General features: G+C 24.3%; 19 protein-coding genes and 1 pseudogene. All 20 read left to right on the top strand.

Annotated elements, in window-relative coordinates; all coding sequences use genetic code 4:
• Positions 1 to 3: 3 nt before the first annotated feature.
• The 20 genes and pseudogenes from AACL15_RS05285 (at position 4) to AACL15_RS05195 (ending at position 20279) form a co-directional block, all read left to right on the top strand.
• A complete protein-coding gene (locus tag AACL15_RS05285; RefSeq protein WP_339030026.1) occupies positions 4 to 1194 on the top strand; it encodes an HD domain-containing protein in 1191 nt (396 codons plus the stop codon).
• A gap of 20 nt (positions 1195 to 1214) precedes the next feature.
• The gene (gene rpoE / locus AACL15_RS05280; protein ID WP_339030028.1) at positions 1215 to 1676 is read left to right on the top strand and encodes a DNA-directed RNA polymerase subunit delta; all 462 of its coding nucleotides are present in this window, start codon (positions 1215 to 1217) and stop codon (positions 1674 to 1676) included.
• A gap of 58 nt (positions 1677 to 1734) precedes the next feature.
• The gene (locus tag AACL15_RS05275; RefSeq protein ID WP_339034083.1) at positions 1735 to 3330 is read left to right on the top strand and encodes a CTP synthase; all 1596 of its coding nucleotides are present in this window, start codon (positions 1735 to 1737) and stop codon (positions 3328 to 3330) included.
• A gap of 45 nt (positions 3331 to 3375) precedes the next feature.
• Positions 3376 to 3822 (top strand): annotated as a pseudogene (locus AACL15_RS05510) (hypothetical protein); the annotation flags it as partial.
• Positions 3823 to 3978: 156 nt separating this feature from the next.
• Entirely contained in the window at positions 3979 to 4872 is an 894-nt protein-coding gene (gene fba / locus AACL15_RS05505; RefSeq protein WP_422397917.1) for a class II fructose-1,6-bisphosphate aldolase, read from the top strand.
• A gap of 31 nt (positions 4873 to 4903) precedes the next feature.
• Positions 4904 to 5077: a helix-turn-helix domain-containing protein gene (locus AACL15_RS05265; protein ID WP_339030034.1), complete on the top strand. Its 174-nt coding sequence runs from the start codon at positions 4904 to 4906 to the stop codon at positions 5075 to 5077.
• A 43-nt stretch (positions 5078 to 5120) separates the two neighbouring features.
• On the top strand, positions 5121 to 5957 hold the full coding sequence (locus tag AACL15_RS05260; RefSeq protein ID WP_339034079.1) for an SPE_1075/MLC_0560 family membrane protein: 837 nt from the start codon (positions 5121 to 5123) through the stop codon (positions 5955 to 5957).
• A 205-nt stretch (positions 5958 to 6162) separates the two neighbouring features.
• Entirely contained in the window at positions 6163 to 6453 is a 291-nt protein-coding gene (gene rpmE / locus AACL15_RS05255; RefSeq protein WP_422397901.1) for a 50S ribosomal protein L31, read from the top strand.
• A gap of 90 nt (positions 6454 to 6543) precedes the next feature.
• On the top strand, positions 6544 to 8394 hold the full coding sequence (locus AACL15_RS05250; protein ID WP_339034077.1) for a hypothetical protein: 1851 nt from the start codon (positions 6544 to 6546) through the stop codon (positions 8392 to 8394).
• Positions 8395 to 8402: 8 nt separating this feature from the next.
• A complete protein-coding gene (locus AACL15_RS05245) occupies positions 8403 to 9347 on the top strand; it encodes a bifunctional oligoribonuclease/PAP phosphatase NrnA (RefSeq protein WP_339034075.1) in 945 nt (314 codons plus the stop codon).
• A gap of 5 nt (positions 9348 to 9352) precedes the next feature.
• The gene (locus AACL15_RS05240) at positions 9353 to 9955 is read left to right on the top strand and encodes a thymidine kinase (protein WP_339034073.1); all 603 of its coding nucleotides are present in this window, start codon (positions 9353 to 9355) and stop codon (positions 9953 to 9955) included.
• Between the two features lie 9 nt (positions 9956 to 9964).
• Complete coding sequence (prfA, locus tag AACL15_RS05235) at positions 9965 to 11050, top strand: peptide chain release factor 1 (protein ID WP_339034071.1); 1086 nt, start codon at positions 9965 to 9967, stop codon at positions 11048 to 11050.
• 2 nt (positions 11051 to 11052) lie between these two features.
• Positions 11053 to 11892, top strand: coding sequence for a peptide chain release factor N(5)-glutamine methyltransferase (gene prmC, locus AACL15_RS05230; protein WP_339034069.1), 840 nt, complete (start codon positions 11053 to 11055; stop codon positions 11890 to 11892).
• On the top strand, positions 11882 to 13198 hold the full coding sequence (locus tag AACL15_RS05225; RefSeq protein ID WP_339034067.1) for a hypothetical protein: 1317 nt from the start codon (positions 11882 to 11884) through the stop codon (positions 13196 to 13198). The genes prmC and AACL15_RS05225 overlap by 11 nt, the downstream gene beginning before the upstream one ends.
• 262 nt (positions 13199 to 13460) lie before the next feature.
• Positions 13461 to 15101, top strand: a complete 1641-nt coding sequence (locus AACL15_RS05220; RefSeq protein ID WP_339034065.1) for a hypothetical protein — start codon at positions 13461 to 13463, stop codon at positions 15099 to 15101.
• A 12-nt stretch (positions 15102 to 15113) separates the two neighbouring features.
• The gene (locus AACL15_RS05215) at positions 15114 to 17516 is read left to right on the top strand and encodes a hypothetical protein (RefSeq protein WP_339034064.1); all 2403 of its coding nucleotides are present in this window, start codon (positions 15114 to 15116) and stop codon (positions 17514 to 17516) included.
• 39 nt (positions 17517 to 17555) lie between these two features.
• Positions 17556 to 18239, top strand: coding sequence for a hypothetical protein (locus AACL15_RS05210; protein ID WP_339034063.1), 684 nt, complete (start codon positions 17556 to 17558; stop codon positions 18237 to 18239).
• 70 nt (positions 18240 to 18309) lie between these two features.
• Positions 18310 to 18918, top strand: coding sequence for a LemA family protein (locus tag AACL15_RS05205; RefSeq protein ID WP_339034061.1), 609 nt, complete (start codon positions 18310 to 18312; stop codon positions 18916 to 18918).
• A gap of 6 nt (positions 18919 to 18924) precedes the next feature.
• Positions 18925 to 19950, top strand: a complete 1026-nt coding sequence (locus AACL15_RS05200; RefSeq protein ID WP_339034059.1) for a hypothetical protein — start codon at positions 18925 to 18927, stop codon at positions 19948 to 19950.
• A 134-nt stretch (positions 19951 to 20084) separates the two neighbouring features.
• Positions 20085 to 20279, top strand: a complete 195-nt coding sequence (locus tag AACL15_RS05195; protein WP_339034057.1) for a hypothetical protein — start codon at positions 20085 to 20087, stop codon at positions 20277 to 20279.
• The last annotated feature ends 4 nt before the right edge of the window (positions 20280 to 20283 follow it).

The following is a 20283-nucleotide window of genomic DNA, read 5'->3' as shown; positions in this document are numbered from 1 at the left end:
GTTATGGAAAAGTTTATAAGAGATAATGTTCATGGAGAAATTTATTTTGAGGATAAAGTGTTTTCAGAATTAATTGATACAGATGAATTTCAAAGATTAAGAAGAATTATTCAACTAGGTGGAGGTCAATTTGTTTTTCCAAGTGCCAATCATACAAGGTTTTCTCATTGTATAGGTGTTTATCATGTTATTTGTAAATTTTTAGAAAATGAAATTATTAATAAAAATATTTCAGCAAAAGATAAAAAGATTTTAAAAATAGCAGGTTTACTTCATGATGTGGGGCATGGTCCATTTTCACATACTTTTGAGTTGATATCTCCTGTATCTCATGAGCAATATACTGTAGAAATTATAAGAGGAAATACTCAAATTAATAAAGTACTAATTAATAATGGAATCAATCCTAAAGAGGTTGTTTCAGTAATTGAAGGTAAACATAAAAATAAAATAGTTAATTTTCTAGTTTCAAGTCAGTTGGATGCAGATAGGTTAGATTACTTATTAAGAGATTCAAAAGGTGCTGGAGTTAACTATTCTAAACCTGATATTGATTGAATAATAAGAAATGCTAGAATTTATGAAGGTCAAATTGTATTTACAAATAAAGCCATAAATGCAATTGAGAATTTTTTATTAGGAAGATATCATATGTTTAAACAAGTGTATGAACACAAAATTTCTATTGCTTTTGATAATACATTTAAAATGTGATTTAAAAGATTAAAAGACTTATATATTGATAAATATCAATTTAGAGCATCAAAAACAATTGAGATTTTTAAAGAAGTATTTGAAAACAAAATTATGCCATTAGAAAAGTACACTAATTTAGATGATTATACAATGTTTGAAATATTTAGAGTATTAAGAGATGAAGATGATATTATCTTAAAGGATTTATCAAATAGATTAATAAATCGAAAATTATTAAAAGTATCTTCAGATCTTTCTTCAGAAACAATTGAAAAAATGAAAACTGACTTTCAAGGTAATAGTAAATATTATTTTGATATTGCTACAATAAGAGATATCTCGATTTATAAGCACAGTTCTGAAAAAAAAGATGAAAATATATACATATTAAATAATGGTAAATTAACCAATATAAAGGACTTGTCAGAAATAATAAATGTTGATTGAAATAATAAAATAAAAAAAATATATATTTTTCCAATGTATAATGTAGAATAGAAATTATGGGGGAAAATCTTATGAGTAAACTATCACCAATTAATTTGGCCTATGATTACCTAAGTCAATGTAAAGATGACGCTTCATTTGAAGATATTTGAAATACAATTTCAAAAGAAATACATGGAGATAATGATAGCAAAAATGAAATTATAGCTGAACTATATAGTGATTTGGTTCTTGACAATAGATTTGCACTGACTTCAGATGGTAAATGAGGTTTAAGAGAATATCTAAAATTTGATGATGTTAAAAAACAATATGAATATGTTGATAAATTTGAAACAACAGAAGAGTTTGAAGATTTTGATACTGATTCAATTCTTGGTATTGATACTTTTGATGATGATACTGGAGAAAATGTTGGTAAAATTAAAAAATTATTAAATCATAAAGGAAATGATGATTCTATAGATATAAGTTTAGATGAAGATCTCGACGATGATGATTTCGACGATGACGATGATGACGATGATTATTAGTAGAATTTAATCAGAAGTAGTTTAATTAACTACTTTTTATTTTTGGGGGAATTAGATTATGGTAAAACACATATTTATTACTGGTGGAGTTGTTTCTGGTTTGGGAAAAGGAATTACTGGGAGCTCGCTTGGAGTACTTTTAAAAAATAGTGGACTGAAAATATTTATGCAAAAATTTGATCCATATTTAAATATAGATCCAGGAACTATTAATCCAATTGAACATGGGGAAGTTTATGTTACAGATGATGGCGGAGAAACTGATCTAGATTTAGGTCATTATGAAAGATTTATTGATGTAAACCTTTCTAAAATATCTTCAACATCAGCTGGAAAAATATATTATGAGGCCTTAGAAAAAGAAAGAAATGGTAAGTATGAAGGTAAAACTGTTCAAGTTATCCCTCATATTACTAACGAGATTAAACAAAGAATTTATGCTGCAGAGATTGAAAACAAAGCAGATGTAGTTATTACTGAAATTGGTGGTACAGTAGGAGATATTGAATCTCAACCATTTTTAGAAGCCTTAAGACAAATTAGAATGGAAAAAGGTAAGGAAAATGTAATGTTTATTCATGTGGCATTATTACCTTATTTAAAAGTATCTGGAGAATTTAAAACCAAACCAATTCAACATTCAGTTAAGGAATTACTAAATTTAGGAATTCAACCTGATGTAATTGTTGCAAGAAGTGAATTAGAATTTGATAAAAAACTTAAAGATAAAATCTCTTTATTATGTAGTATTCCAGTAGAAAATGTTATTGCTTGTCCAGATAGTGATTCAATTTATAAAGTGCCTTTAGTTGTTGAAGAAGGTAATCTACATAAAATTACAGCAAAACAGTTAGGTTTAAAATTAAAAGCAACAAATTTAAAAGATTGAAAAAAATTTGTTAATAATATTGAAAAATCAAAAGAAATTTTAACAATTCATATCGTAGGAAAATATGTTGAATTAAGTGATGCATATTTATCAGTTATGGAATCTTTAAAATTCTCTGGTTATGAAATTAGTAAAAAAGTTAAATTCAATTGAGTAAATGCCAGAACATTAAAGCAAGAAAATATAGCAATGGAATTAAAAGATGCAAAAGGTATTTTAGTACCAGGTGGCTTTGGCGAAGATGGTGTTGAAGGAAAAATTTTGGCAGCCAAATTTGCAAGGGAGAATAACATTCCTTATTTAGGTATTTGCCTTGGTATGCAAGTAGCGTGTATTGAATTTGCAAGAAATGTTTTAAACTTAAAAGATGCTAATTCAACAGAATTAAAACCAAATACAAAATATCCAATAATAGATATTTTAGAAGGCAAAAATAGAGAAAATATTGGTGGAACTTTAAGATTAGGAAGATATATAACTTCTCTAAAAGAAAATACATTAGCTTATGAACTTTATAAATCAAATGAAGTTATTGAAAGACATAGACACAGATATGAATTTAATAACTTATTTAGAAGTGACTTTGAAAAAAACGGAATGGTTTTTTCAGGTCTATATTTAGAAAAAGATTTAGTAGAAATAATAGAATATCCTAAAAATGATTTCTTTATTGCAGCTCAATATCATCCAGAATTTACTTCAAGACCAAATAAACCAAATCCTTTATTTATGGGATTTGTAAATGCAGTGAACAAAAAGTATTAGTATATTTTTTGTTTTTTTTATCTAAAATTAATTTAAGGTGAGATTATGAAAAAAATTAATTCAAGACAAATAACAATTTGTGGTTTATTAACATCTGTTATGTTCATTATTGGATTAGTAACTAATCTAATCTCAATTGGAACTGGTAAAAGTATTTTTCAAGTATCAGATTTTTTGTATATTGCTCTTTTAGATTTTCTTAATCCATTTATATCAATTTTATCTGCAATAATGGCAGGAGTTTTAACTGATTTATTTACGGGTGGGATTATTTATATTCCCATAACAATTATTGTAAAATTTTTAATTGGAGTAAGTTTTATAGTTCTAAAAAAATTTATTTGATCTTATTTGAATATTTTTATTAGTTATTTATGAATTTTTACATATGTATTATATGCCTATTTTTTATTTGATTCTTCCTTAGCTATTGTTGAATTATTAACAGATACAATACAGTATTTTACTAATACATTACTTGCCCTAGTTTTATATTTATATTTTAAAAAAATTGGGATAGAGCAAAAAATTATTAAATCCACTAGTTCAAAAGTGAAAACGGCCACTCTAATATACTTAAAAAAGTCTCGTCTATCTAAAATAAGGAGTATAATCATAAGGTATAATAAAACTTTAGGAGGAAAAAATATGTCAAGAATTTATCATTCAAAATTAGTTAATTCTACAAAAATGATTAAAGATGCACATGCAAAGAAATATGCAATTGGGCATTTTAACATCAATAATTTAGAGTGAACTAAAGCCATTTTAGAAGCGGCTCAAGAGTCTAAAACACCAGTAATCATTGCTACATCAGAGGGAGCAATGAAATATATGGGTGGACCAAATGTTGTAGTGGGAATGGTTAATGGATTATTAGATTCATTAAATATTACTGTTCCTGTTGCTTTACATTTAGATCATGGTCAATCAATTGAAACTGCTAAAAAATGTATAGAAGCTGGATATTCATCAGTAATGTTTGATGGTTCTCATTTACCATATGAAGAAAATATCTCAAAAGTTAGGGAATTAATGAATTTTGCAAACAAACACGAAATTTCAGTTGAAGCAGAAATTGGTTCAATTGGGGGAGAAGAAGACGGTGTAGTTGGTGAGGGTGAATTAGGAGATCCTAAACAAGCTGCTGAAATGTCTACTACAGGAATATCTATGCTAGCAGCTGGTATTGGAAACATTCATGGAAAATATCCAGAATGATGAAAATCACTATCATTTGATACATTAGAAGAATTACAGTCAGCATGTAATTTACCTATGGTATTACATGGAGGTTCAGGAATTCCTCAAGACCAAGTAGAAAAAGCAATTAAATTAGGAATCTCAAAAATCAATGTTAATACAGAATTACAATTAGCTTTCAGAGATGCAACAAGAGAATATATTGAAGCTAAAAAAGATTTAGATGATGAAGCTAAGGGATTTGATCCACGTAAATTATTAGCTCCAGGATTTAAAGCAATAAAACAAACATTCTTAGATTTAACAAAAGTGTTTGGTTGTCAAGGAAAAGCTAAATAATATCAATAATGAAATAATGGAGGATTACATTATGCATTTAACAGTTGAAGAGAAAATTAAGATTATTAGAGATTTTAAAAATAGTGGTGTCACAGCTACTCAGTTTGCGCCAACAAGAAATGTTAGTGTAGTTTCTTTAAGAAATTGAGTTAAAAGATATGAACAAGGTGGAGAAGAAGCTTTAAAAACAAAATATGAAAAGTAGGTTTTTTTTAGCCTATTTTTTTATTAAAGAGGAAATTTAAAATATGAAAAATTTATTTAATGAAAATATGAAGAGTTTTTCAAAAAATTGAAAAGCAATTATAGTTAAATTTATATTGCTTATATTAGGTATCCTATTAACTGCATTTGGGTTAGCTTTATATCAGCAACCATCTGTTGGAGGAAGTCAAATTGACTGACTTATTTATAATGTACTTTCCATCTCAATACCTTTTGTAAAAGAGGGAAAAGTTGGACAAGGAGTTTATGATAATTACGCTATAAGTTTAACAACTCTTTATATTGTTTTAATATTGTTTGCAATTTGTTTTTCAATTAAACCAACTATTGATGAGTATAAGAAAACAAAAAGTAAAAGTGCCTGATTTAAATTTTCATGATTTATTTTGGCAGATATAATTATAACTTTTATAGTACCTCAAATTGTAGGTTTGTTTATAACTCCTTTAAGTCAAATGGGTATTAGAGAGTTAATACCAGGAGCTAGAAATTTAATTTTTATAGCAGGTTTTTTATGTTTTGTATTAGGTATAGCTTTTTGAGTCAAATCCGGCTGATTATTAGGACCATTTAATAATATCTGTGAACAATTTTTAAGATTAACAAAAATGAGTTACTCTAAAAGTAGATTAATAATAGATATTTCAATATTAATAATAGCATTTGCTTTTTTCCCATTTGTTAAAGGAGAAGAAGCAAGTAAAACTGATTTTTTATTAACAAACTTTGGATTAGGAACAATATGCTTTACTTTTTTAGTAGGCCCCTTAGTCAATCAAATTTTAATTATTTTAGATAAGGTATTTGATTATAAAAAAATGAATAATAAAGAAAATATTGTAGTAAATAAAGAATTATAAGAGACTTAAAAATTAAGTTATATAAACTCTTTAACATAAAGGAGATAAATTAAGTTGTTGATTTTTATACACAACTTTATTAGAAGTATTTTTATCAAAAATTCTATTATTTATATAAGAAATACTTAAAAAATAAAAGTTTTATTAAAAATATGGTATTATTTAATTTGTATTAGAAAGACTTTAAATAAAGGACGGTGAAAACATGCCAAAAGCAAACATACATCCACAATATTTTGAAGCTAAAATTGTTTGTACAACTTGTAGCAATGAATTCATGTCAGGATCAACAAAAGGAGAAGAGGTAAGAATAGATACTTGTTCAAATTGCCATCCTTTTTATACTGGAAAACAAAACTTTGCAAACGCAGAGGGACGTGTTGAAAAATTCAAAGAAAAATTTGTTAAAAAAGATGCTAAATTAGCTGAAGCAGAAAAGGCTTCAGCAGCTCAAAAAGCAGAAAATGAAAAAAAAGCAAAAGAAGCTAAAAAATAATTTAATACAAAAAACTAGACTATCAATTAGTCTAGTTTTATTATTTTTATTGAAAATGTTATACAATTATAAAGTTATGGAGGTCTTTATATGAGTTTTACAATTTCAAATGTTAAATTTTTTAACAGAAAATTATTGCCTAAAACAATTAATTTTAAATGTGAAGATTCTCAAGTTGTAGCAGTAATTTCTCAAGATAGATATTTAAGAAAAAATTTTAGAAATGTATTACAAGGTAAGCATCTTGCTAGGTCCGGAATTTTTAAAATTAATCAGTATGATATGGTTAATAAGCAATGAACTAAAAGGAAAGTTTCAGTTATAGGAGTTAATAAGTTATTAAAAAAATGACCTGAAAAGTTTTGACTTTATACATCTTTATTATTAAATAGAAATTTTCTTAGTAAGGCTAAAATAAATTACATTGATAAAAAGTATTCATATTTATCTTTTTCTACATCAAAAAATAATAAAACAGATTTAGAAATGAGAGATAAGGTTGAAAGTATGATATCAAAATTTATTAATAATTCATTAGATATAGAAGAACAATGATTATCTGAATTTTTGGAACAAATTATTGATTTTAATAATAAAAATTTAGAAAAAAGTTTTGGAAACCTAGAGGATCATATAAAAATTATTGTTAAGGACTATTATTATTTAATTGAGAAAGGTCAAAATTTCGAGCTGATGCAAACTTTTTTACAAACTTTGTGAGATAAGGTTTATTCTTTTATGGAATTATCTTCATTATGTACTTGTGAATATAATACAAAAAAGGCAAAAGATAGACAAAAAAGAAAATTAGCAAAAGACCTGAACTTTAATCAAACAAATTTTGTTACAAGAAAGCAATTAAAGATCATTGATTTAAAAGTAAATAATATCAAGAGAAAATTATCAAAAACTAATTTTATTATCAAAAACTTAAAGAAGCAAATTATTTTTGAATTGGATAAATCTGAGACACAAACTAAAAAAACAAAAAACTTGGAGGAACTATTTTCTTGAAGAAAGGCATCTGAAGACCAAAGATTTGAATTTAAAATTAAACAAGAGAAAATGTTTTTTGAGGGTCTATCAGATGAGGCTAATACTTTAAGAGGTAAAATAGTTGAGGTAATGCATAGGTATCATAAAAAAGTATTAAATGATGAATGTGAAAAAGGAAATATTGAAGAGTTTAGAGAAAAAAAACAGATGTTGAAAAGTAAAATAGTAAGTATATATAAACAGTCACTTTTATTTATTGATGAAACTGCTAAAGAACTTGGATTTGAATTTAGTATTCTTTCATTAAAATTTAATAGAATGGAAGAAATATGATTTCAACTTTTAACTGCTATTTATTTAAAGCAGTATAATATTATTTTTTATAATATCTTTTCAAAAGTAAATCAAGCTGAGAGGGAGGAGTTATTAAAAGTAATAAATAATTTATTAAATATTAATCCTAAATTCTCAATAGTTTTTATTGAAGAAAGTATTTATGAAATACCGGAATTAAATAAGAATATTTATTTAATTAATGAGAATGAAATAACTGAAACAAATTTTGAAAAAGTTCTACAAAAACATTGAACAACTTATGGAGGAGAATTTTTCGCAAAAAATAATAGATTCAATTATAAGTATGATGGTAAAAAATTAGAAACTATGAATGAGTCTTTAAAAATTGAAAGTTCTAAATTTAAAGAGGCAGGTCAGATAATAATAAATCCAATGAAAGTATCAACCAATAAAAAAGAAAATGGAAATATTATTTTAGAAATAACTGGAATAATTAACTATAATAAAGAATTTTTAGATACAAATATGTATGAAGTTATAACTAAAGAAAATGATTTAAAATTATATTTTTACTCAATAAAAAAATATAATAATAATGAAAAAGTTAAATTATATCTAACGGAAGAGTCAATATTAAAAGTGCTATAAGGAGAAAAATGAAAGATACTCTAATTAAAAAAATAAAGGACTATAAGAATATAATAATTGCTAAGCATGTATCTCCTGATTGAGATACTCAGGGTAGCGCGTATGGGCTTAAAGAAATTATTTTAGATAATTTTAAAAATAAAAATGTTTATGTTGTAGGGGAAAGACTTAATTTAGGTCTAAGAGAAGAATCTGAAGATATTTTAACTGAGAAATTAATAACTGATTCTATTTTAATAACAGTGGATGTTGCAAATTTTGAAAGAGTAGATTTTTTATTTAAAAATATTGTAAAGGAAGTTTTTAAAATAGATCACCACTTAGAAGATGATGAATTTGGACAAAATAAAATTGTTGATCCAAGTGCAATTGCTTGTACACAAGTCATAACACTTTGAGCTTATAAAAATAAATTAAATATTTCAAAAAAGGCAGCTAGTTTTTTATATTATGGTTTAGTAACTGACTCTGGAAGGTTTCTTTTTGAGAAAACAAATGGAGAAACTTTTCAAGCTGCAAAGATACTTTCTGAAACTGGAATAAGAATTAATGATATTTATTCTGACTTATTTTTAAAAAAATTTGAGTTAGCAAAGTGACACAATCAAGCTTTTGGAATGGCTAAATTTTTAGAAAATAACTCTATTGGAATTATTAAAGTTGAGGAAAAAGTCTTTAAAAAAATAAATCTTGGAGATGAAGAAATAAAAAGTGCTTTAAGTGCTTTAGGGGGGATTGAAGAGGTCAAAATTTGACTTATGGCTTATCAAACTCCTGGAAGTGATAAAATAAAAATTTCTATTAGAAGTAGAGAATTTGATATAAACTCAGTGGCAAAAAAATATAATGGTGGTGGCCATAAGTTAGCATCAGGAGCTAAGATTAGTAGTTGGAAGGAATTAGATAAATTAATTGATGATTTATCTAATTTAATTAAATTAAAGGGGAAATAAATATTATGAATTACAGAATGAATTTGAATAGTAAAAGAGGTTGAATTGAATTAATAACTGGTTGTATGTTTGCTGGTAAAACTGAAGAATTTATTAAAAGATTAAATAGATACAAACATGCTCAGCAAAATGTTTTAGTTTTTAAACCTTTAATAGATACAAGATATTCAAAAGAAAATGTATTTTCACACTCTGGAATGAGAATTGAATCAGTTACTGTTAAAGATAGTGAAGAAATTTATAAAATTTTTAAAGAGCAAAATGCAAAGCAAAAAATTGATATAATAGGTATTGATGAAGTTCAATTTTTAGATGCTAATGTTGTTGATATTATATCTAAAATTGCTGATGAGGGTGTCATTGCAATTGTTAATGGTTTAGATAAAGATTTTAAAAATAATCCATTTAAAAATGTAGACAGATTACTTATTGAAGCTGAATATGTTGATAAGTTAAGTGCCATATGTCATTCATGTGGTGGCAATGCTAGTAGAACTCAAAGAATAATTGATGGTAATCCAGCAAAGGCAAATGAACCAATAATTGTAATTTCGGCAAATGAAAAATATGAGGCTAGATGTAGACATTGTTACATTAAGCCAGAATAGGAGAATATGATGAATAAGAAAACCTTAGAAGCTTTAGATGTAATGGAAAATAGAGTTAATTCAATTGATGAAAGAATTCAAAAAGAAGAAACTTTAAAAGATATTAAACTTTTAACAGAGTTGAATAAAGAGAGATCAAATTTGGAAGAAATTGTTCAAAAATATCAAGAGTATAAAAAAGTGAATAATGATATTGAGGAAGCAAAATTAATTTTGGAAACTGAAAAAGAAGAAGAAATGAGAAGTCTTGCTAAACTTCAGTTAGAAGAAGAACAAATAGCTATTGAAATTATTGAAAAAGATTTGGAACTTCTATTACTGCCCAAAGATCCTAATGATGATAAAAATGTTATTTTTGAAATTAGAGGTGCTGCTGGTGGAGATGAAGCAAATATTTTTGCAGGAGATTTATTTAGATTATATACAAAATATGCTGAAAAAAATAACTGAAAAATTGATGTAATAGATGTTAATGAATCAACTGCTGGTGGATTTAGTCAAATATCTTTTATGTTAAAGGGAGATAAGGTTTATTCAAAAATGAAATTTGAGTCTGGAAGTCACAGAGTTCAAAGAGTTCCTAAAACTGAATCAAAAGGTAGAATTCAAACTTCAACCGCAACAGTTGCAGTTCTTCCAGAGGTTAGTGATGTTGAAGTTAATATTAAAACAGCTGATTTAAGAATTGATACTTATAGAGCATCTGGTGCAGGTGGACAACATATTAATACAACTGACTCAGCAGTAAGAATTACACATATTCCAACTGGGATAGTTGCAGCATCACAAGATGGAAGAAGTCAACATGATAATAAAGATAAAGCAATGACTTTATTAAGAGCAAGAATTTATGAAGCAGAGCTTGAAAAACAACAGAGTGAAGCTGCAAGTATGAGAAAAAATGCTGTTGGTACAGGAGCAAGAAGTGAAAAAATTAGAACTTATAATTATGCTCAAAATAGAGTTACAGACCATAGAGTAAATTTAACTTTAAATAAGTTGGACCAGGTAATGGAAGGTAATTTGGATGAAATTATTGTTGAATTAATTAATGATGAACAAAAAAATATGATTACTCAACATATACAAGGTTAAATATGAATATTTATAGACTAAAACAAAAGTATGTGCCATTAGTATTTACATCAAATGACTTTAAAGAAATAATAATTCATGTAACAAATAAATCTGATTTTAACTTTTTAACCGATATGTCTTTATCAAAAAATGAATTAGATTTATTTTTAAAAATAACTGAAATATTTTTAGAAACTAAAAAACCTCTTGCTTATATATTAAACATTAAATACTTTTATAAGTATGATTTTTTTGTAAATGAAGATGTTTTGATACCAAGACAAGAAACAGAGTGTATAGTTGAAGAAGTTATAAAATATGATCTTAAAAATAAAAATTTATTTGATATATGTTGTGGAAGTGGCTGCATAGGTATAACTTTAAAAAACTTAGAACCCGAAGCTAATTTATATATGACTGACATTTCGCCACAAGCTATTAAAGTTACGAAATTAAATTTAGAGAAACATAATAAAAAGGCTAAGACTTTTATATCTGATTTTCTAAATATTTTTGAAGTGACTAAAATAACTCCTGATTTTATTACAATTAACCCTCCTTATATTAAATTCTCAGATTTGCATATTCAAAATAGTGTTAAAAAATTTGAACCACATTTAGCTCTTTTTGCAAAAGATAATGGTCTAGAATTTTATAAAATATTAGTAAATAAATTGGATTTTCTATTTCAATTAAATAGTAAATTGGTTATTTTTTGTGAGTTTGGCTTTGAACAAAAGGAAGAATTAGAAAATATTTTCTCTGGAAAGATAGTAAAATATAATATAGATTTTAAAAAAGATTATTCAAATAATTGAAGAATATTTATAATTACTTCTAAGGAGATTTATGGAAAATAATAGTGATAAATTCAAAATAGATAAATTTAAAGTTAACAATAATTTAGTATTTAAATTTTTATTGCTTTTTTTAATTTTATCTATTCAATCAATAACTTTTCTTGTTATTATAAATATTAATGATTCTCTTAAATATTATTTAAATAAATTAGATGTTGTTAAAAATAACTTTGGTAAAAATCTAGTAGTTAGTCAATTTGAAATTGAAACTTTGATGTGAGTATCAATATCTTTTTTAATTATTGGTTTTATATTAATTGGATTTTTAAATTTATTTTTAAGGCAACATCTTTCAAATTATTATAAGGCTTTGTATATCATGATAATAGCAATGTTTGCAGTTCTCTCAATTGTTCTAGAAGCAATTTCTGAGTATTCTTATTCAAAATTTTATAATCTTTTTGATTTTTTATCTCAGAAGGATAATTTAATTTTTGAATCAGAAGCAATAAAAGAAATGCAAAATGTTTTTTATAATATGTCCATAAAGAGTACTGGTAATAAGTATAAGTGAGCATCTGATAGCACTACATGATGATTAGCTGTTATTAAAATCATAGTAGTAATACTTTTTTTAACTATTTGATTTAAAAATCAAAACTATAATAAAGTAGCAATAAAACGTAGTAATTTTAGAGAAAATAGTGGATCTAAATTTAAAGAGTTAGTAAAGAAATTTTCTTTAAATAACAGTAAAAATATTTCATTCTGATTAATTATAGCAACAGCTTTAGTTTTTCTGCCACCACTAGCATATATAATTAATATGACTATTTTTGGAACAAAAATGAATTCAATGCTTAATTGAACTTTTATTATTAAAGATTTATATAAGTCAGTTACATATAATGGTATTTCTATAGAAGAAGTAAATATCACTAATTCCTATTTTGCAATTAAATTTTTACCTATTATAATTTCTGGTTTTTTAATGGCAAGTATTTTTATTTTTATTACTGCCTATATTAAAGATTGAAATACTTCAAAATCAACATTTACTTTTCAATTTATTATTTTATTAATTGAAATATTATCTGTTTTAGTTGCAATTACATATTCAAGTCATGAATCGCAAAGAATAACTAACTTATGAAATAATGGGACTTTTAAAGTTAATCCAAATGCACTATCTTTTAATTATTTGAAAAATACATATGGATTTCCATTTGATAGTAATAATTTAATTTCAGAACCTTGAATGAGTGGTTTAAAGTATATATCACAAACAATAATAAGTCTTAGTTTTTTATCAACTATTTATACAATTCTTTTTATAAAATATAAAAAAATTCAAAATAATATTTAGATTTTATCTTTACTGAATCAATTTGTTCTAAAGGTAAAAATGCAGTATTTTGTGTTATAATAACTTAATAAAATAAATAAACAAAAAGATGGGGTTTTTAAATTATATTTAACAGCTTTTAATAACTTCTTCTTTTTAATTTTTCAAAATTACTAATAAAAAAACTAATATATCATATCAAACTATCTATTACATTGCAATAAAAGAAGTAAAAAACTTTAAAAAATATGGTATAATAATTTTGGCATTAGGAGGTTATAATATGTATTTAAATCCATTTGAAAGGATAAAAAAACAGCGTGAGGAAGATGAAAAAAGAGCCCTTGAAGAAAGAAAAGAACAAGAACGATTAACAAGATTAGGAGCTCAAATGGGTTTTATAGACTATAATGATTATCCTGAACCCTCTTATAAAAATAATATAAATTCTTCAAAAAATAATTATTTATATAATAAATCCGAATCTGATAAGTACTCTGAAAATAGTTTTGAAGATTTTGAAGAAAGATATTTTACAAATTCGATATCTTCTGAAATCGGTTTAAAAAGAGAAAATCCTTATTTAGAAACTCAAGTGTATAATCAGTCAGAGCAAAATTATTTTAATGAAAATTTTGCAAAAATTAATGATCAAAGCAAAAATAAGGTTTTAAAAGTAAATGAGGTTTCTGAAAATGAAAATAAGGGATTAGTAAAATCAAACACGAAAAGTAATAATTTAATTATGGAGTCAAAAAATTTAAATAATAAAATAATATCAAAAGATAAATATATTTCTTTAAAAAATAAAAAAGAATTATTTTCAAAAAATACATTAATGATAAATCACCCTGAATTATTAAATGATATGAATAATGAGAATTTGATTTATATAGATTTGCAGAAAATTATTATATATTCTTCACCTTGCTTATTCTTTTTAAAAAAATTTATAAATAATTTACCTGAAAAGATTAGTTTAGAAGATAAGAAGATTCTATGGGAAAGAACTTCTGTATTATTAGCAGCAACAGATTGAGGTAAGACTACATCTGAAATTGATGATATTTTAGACGATTTGAATATTACAAATGATCCAGAAAAAATGTTTATTAATGAGTTCATTAATTTATTGGATTCATATAACTTTAATGAAAAAATGAATATAGTAATAACTAATACAGAGGGAATTGATTTGAATAAGATTTTATTAATTAATGAATTTATAGCAAAGTCATTGATTAAAATACCCGGTTTATCTTGTAGAATGAATCTTGATTCAAAAGTTATTGATATTAATAGAATTGATGAAATAGCTGAAAACTTTGATTATGTTATATTTGATGGGATAAATTATAATGAGGAATTTAATCTAATTGAAAATAATTTAGACAAAGATTTTAGTAATTTTAAATTAAACAAATATAAGAATGAATATTCTAATTTTAAAAAAGTTAATATCCAAAATCAGGATCATAATAAATCAAATTCTTTAATTGAAAATGAAACTATTCAACAAGATGAGGAAGATTATGATCCGGGAATAGAGTCAATTTTAAGAATTAATATTGATGAGTTTATTGAAAAACAAAGAAATGAAATGTTAGATCAAAAAAAATTGGAAGAACATGAAATTCTAAAAAGAAAAGTCAATACTGAATTTAATCCCTCAATTCTTTCAAAAAAGGAAGTTGTAATTGATAATTCAATTATTCCTTCTGAAGGAAGAAGAAGATTTCAAGCTCCTTCTTACAGAAAAGAGGGTGTTGAAATACAAGAGTCCTATAAAGAAATAGATAAGAATTTAAATTTATTAAGAAGAAATCCAATTAGTATTGAAAATACATTTAACAATAAAGTAAATCAAGATAAAAATGCAAAACAAATTTCAGTTCCTGGTAGCTGGAATCAATTAAAAAAATAGGAGGAAAAAAATATGTTTGCTATATTTATTATATTTGCATGGTCATTAACCTTAGTAGCATCTGTATCATTAATAGTATTTGCCACTTCTGCAATTATGTTATTATTGACATCAGCAAATCCACCAGCAATTATCACAAAAATTTTAAATATTTTAACAGAGTCATTATTTGGTTCAATATTTGGTTCGAATGGGAAAGCTGATATTTCAAATATTGGAAAACCTGAATTTAATGAAAAACCAATCTTAATTTGAATTGTAGTTTCAATAGCAATAGCAATAGTATTAATTGTTTTATCAATTACAGAACTTGTTAGATTGAGAAAACATCAAAAACTTTCAAAACCATTTGTTAAAATAATTTTATTAGCTATTGCAGTTGTTATTTTATTAACAGGTCAATTAGTATTCTTTATTGCTTCAATGTTAATTTTTGCAGCAGTTGTATTATTAGAAGTAGTACTATTTGATTCAGTTGCCCTAAATAACTATGCTGAAGAAAGAAATTTAATTTCAATTTATAGAGAAGAAAGAAAATTTGAAAAAGAGGTAACAAAAGAGGGAAAGTTAATTGGCAACGTAGAATTGAGAAATCAAAAAAAGGTTTCCCAAAAAGAAAACGAACAAAACAAAAGAAATGATAACTCTGCGTTGCCTATCTTAAACGAAACTCAATTAGATAACTTCTTTAAAGAAACAAAAAATAAAAAATATTATTTAAAATGAAAAGAGTATAAAACAAAATTAGAAATTAAAAGAATTCATATTGAAGAAAACTTTTATTCATTTGAAGAGGATAAAAAATCTGAAATTGTTAGAAAATTTAATTTTAATGTAATGAGGCTTAATAAGTTAGGTAAAAAAATAAAAATACCTGATGAGTATCAAGTAATGCACTTGGATCTAAATAAGCTAGTAGATGATAATTACCCACAAGATTCAGTTATTTTTAAAGATAACATTAATGAAAAAATAGAAGACAGTTCGAATGAAATTGAATCTGATAAAGATTTCATAGAAGGACAAAAATCTAAGGTTATTAATATGTCTGTTGAACAACTTGAAGAAATAGATTTACCATCTAATGTAACCAGTGATTTAATATATCGAGATTTTAATTTAAATCAACAAAAAAGTAATGAGGGAATTATTGTTGAAGATATTGAATCTTCAAATCATAATCAAATAATTATTTCAGATGTTAAAGAATTTTCTGACATTACAAAAGATTCTTCAAGTAGTTCTGAAATTATTAGTGATAAAATTGAAGCTAAAAAAGAAGAAGATTTAGATATGATAGTTCTTCCTAAACTAGAGTTTAGTGAATTTAACCAAAATTTTGATGGTACATCAGCAAAAGCACTTAATATGTCTATCAAAGAGATTATAGAAACTAATTTACCAGTAAAATCAAAAGAAGATATTGATTCTCCTAATTTTGAATTTAATGATTTAGAATTAAAGAAACATGAAAATTTAGAAGAAGATCTTTTAAAATCTGATATTTTGGAACAATCACCAATTAGTGATAAATTAGCTAGAGCTGTTAATATGGATATAAATCAATTATTTGAATATTCAAATACAAATATAGATTCAATATACTCTGACTTTAATTTCAAACAATCAGATTTGAGCCAACAAATAGTAAAAAATGATTCTAATATTAAAGAAAATTCGCCTAAGTCTTATATTACCTTACCTCCAAAAATGAGCTTGAAAGTGGATAATCAAAAAGATATTCAAGTAGAAGATATAGAAGAGACTTTTATATCTGAAAATATTGAGGAAAAAGAATCTAATAAGTTGTTGGAAGAAGAAAATATATTAAAAACAAATATTAACCAATCAGATTTTAAAGAAAGCGTTTATGCAAATCAAAATACTTTTAATGAAGATTTAATTACAGAAATTGAAGATACTAAAGAGTTAATTACAAATAATTATATACAAGAAAATTTATTTAGTAAAAATCAATTAATAACAGAAGAAGTTAAAGGAAGTCATGAAATAAATTTGGAAGAGAATGAAACTAATAAATTTAATATCTCTATAAATGAAGATGATAAAAGACACTTATCTAGGAATTATGATGATAAGTATGAAATTAATAAAATTAGAGAACAGTTAATTTTGGAACAACAAAATTTAGTAACAAGTTATGGTTCAAAAATTTTAGAGTTTGAAAAGAAAAAAATAAGTTCTATTGAAGAAAGAATATTTAAACTTGAAAATTTATTAGAGAGATTAGAAATTAGAATTATTAAGGAAAATATGGTTTCATATGACTTCAGAAGTGTTTCAAATCAATTGGAATCTATTTCAAAAGTTATTAGTGAGTTAAGCAATAACAATCCAAGGAACATTATTGATTCTTTAACAACAAGATATGAATATAATAAAAGTAATGGTTAGCCATTATTTTTTTGTTATTGTATATATAGGAGAAACAAAATGATATATGATTTAACAAATTTAATTTTTAGAGATGATAATTTTAATTATATAATTAAAAATGATATTGAAATACCGTTGTACTTACAAAATTTTATAGGAAAAGATAATAAAATTAATTTGCCTTTTGTCAGTCTAATATTAGAAAAAAACTTTCCGTACATTCATAATAAATTTATTAAAAAAGATTTAGTTGATAATTCAATTAAACAGGGAATATGTGTTCACAATATGATTTCACATTCTATTAAAGAGAGAAAAGACTTTAAATTAAATTTGAATATATTAGACTGTAAAAATTCAAATCATATAAATATTGCAAAGAGAATAGTTACTGAGCTAAATTCATTTATATATAAATATAATATTGATCAAATTTATTCTGAAAAAACTTATTTATATTTGGGTTATGATTGTAATTATCTCGGAACTATTGATATAATTTTAAAATCTAAAGAAACCTATTACATAATGGATATAAAAACTAGTAGAACTAATTTTGTCGATAAATATAATGCACAACTATTTCTATATAAAAAAATGTTTGAAAATGCTACAAAAAAAAATGTAGAGAGATGTTTCATACTTAATCCAAGAGAGGATAGAATTTTTATGGAATATTTGCCAATTTCAAAAAATGAGCTAAGTAAAATAATATCTTCAATAAAAAATATAAAATTATAAATTAAAACAATTAAAAGTGTTAAAATTTTAATATGTAAGAATGTTCAAAAAAGAAGGAGTAAATAAAATTATGATAGCACCAAATAAAAAACAAGATTTAAATAGAGATGCAGATACTTCACCAAAGGTTTCAGCTTTTGGGAAGTTTTTTTGATATTTAATATTTATATTAATTATTCCATTGTTTATTCATATTGGAAATGTAAATAAACTAAAGAAAATGGATACAAAAGTACTAGAATCAGAATCAGGTATAGATGTTCAATTAAAAAGAAGAAGAGATACTTTAATTAAATTAATGGATACTGTTAAAGGAAGTATTGATTTTGAAAAAAGCACTTTAGAAAAAGTTACTAATATGAGAATGGGTGGGGGAGCAAAAGAAATGATGGAAAATAATAGAGTTCTTGATCAAGTCTCAAGAAACATTATGATTCAAGTTGAAAATTATCCAAATCTAAAATCAACAGAATTATTCCAATCTATGTCTAATTCAATAAATGAAATTGAAGAAGATATTGCAGCTTCAAGAAGAATTTATAATGGAAATGTAAGCAGTTTTAATCAAGCAATTAAAGTATGACCAATAAATGTAGCAGGCTCATCAATAAAAGCTAAAAATAAATATTTTTTTGAGATAACTGAAGAAGATAGAACTGACGTTAAGATTGGGTTTTAATAAAAAATGCAATATGAAAATTACTTAATAGAAAATATTACAAGTTTTATTGAGAGCTGCTTAGATAAATCGAAATTAGACTCAGCTATTGGAAAGAGAAAAAAATTTTTAACTATAAGTATTTTATCCTGAGCACTTTCAATTATATCTATTTGTTTAACAATAGTCTTATATAGTTTAATGATATTTTTGACTTTATTTTTAACTGCATTAGATATAACTTTTGTTGTTTTGGGAATAGTTTATTTAACTAAATCTAGTTACTCAAGAGTTGAAGCTTTTAATTATGTAAATAATATAGAGTGAAAAGACATTTATAATAAGTCATTTGATTTAGTAGTAAAATCATCTTCGAGTTCACTTATTAAAAAAACAAAATTTATAAATTTAGAAAGAAAACTTATTAGGGCTCCAATAAAAGATTATAATGGAAGTCCAAAAAGCTGATTATCGAGATATAGTTTTTTTAAGGGTAATGAAAAGAGAAACAGTATAGCTTTTTCTTTTGAAGACAAATTAGTAAATTATCAAGTTAATCAAATTATTAGGACTGTAGAAAAAATTGTAATACCTACAAAAGATGGTACAAGCACTACTTATATTTATCATTATATTGCTACAACGGGTCTTACAGTTCAAAATACAAAATTTGATGAGAGTTACAATGGAATAATTATATTTACTGGAAAATCAAATAAAGATAGTTATCAGACAGAATCAATAGAATTTAATAAGAGATTTGGTATAAATGTATCAAATACAGATTTAAGAGGGCCTAAATTGCTTAGACCTAAATATATTGATAATCTAACTATGAAAAATACAAAAAATCTAAGTGGTATTGCAATATTTAATGATTTTATAATAGGTCATGAATATGTTAATAGTAGTAATGTCAAAAATGAAGTATGTATATTTTATAGAATAAAAAGTTTCTCAAGAGAAAAAATTTTAGAAAGTTTTGCGAATAAAGTGAAAGAAGATATTGAAAACGCCCTGTTTGCTTTATCTTTTATAGAGGGAATTTATTAGTATAAGCTATTAAGACTTTTTACTTAATAATATTTTATTGCTTATTTGTATATTATTAAATAATTTGACAATAAGGCTTTTTTAAACTATTATTATATCTATTAGTAGATTATATCTATAAGGAGAAAATAAAAATGACAAAAGAAGCATTAAAAGAAAAATTAGCAGTGTTTAAAGCTCAAAAAGAAAATAAAGAAACTGAAATTGAAAAATGTAAAGAAACTATGAAACAAGCAAACTTAGCTATAAAAATTAAAAAAAGAGAATTAAAAAATATTAAAAGTGAATCAAAAATATTAAAAAGTAGTTATAAAAAACAAGAAATGTAAAAAG

Origin of the sequence: Spiroplasma endosymbiont of Cantharis rufa, from assembly GCF_964019665.1 — a bacterium.
Classification (GTDB): Bacteria; Bacillota_I; Bacilli_A; order Mycoplasmatales; family Mycoplasmataceae; genus Spiroplasma_A.
Note: the sequence above shows the minus strand (reverse complement) of the source record. Positions and strands in the feature narration are given on the sequence as shown.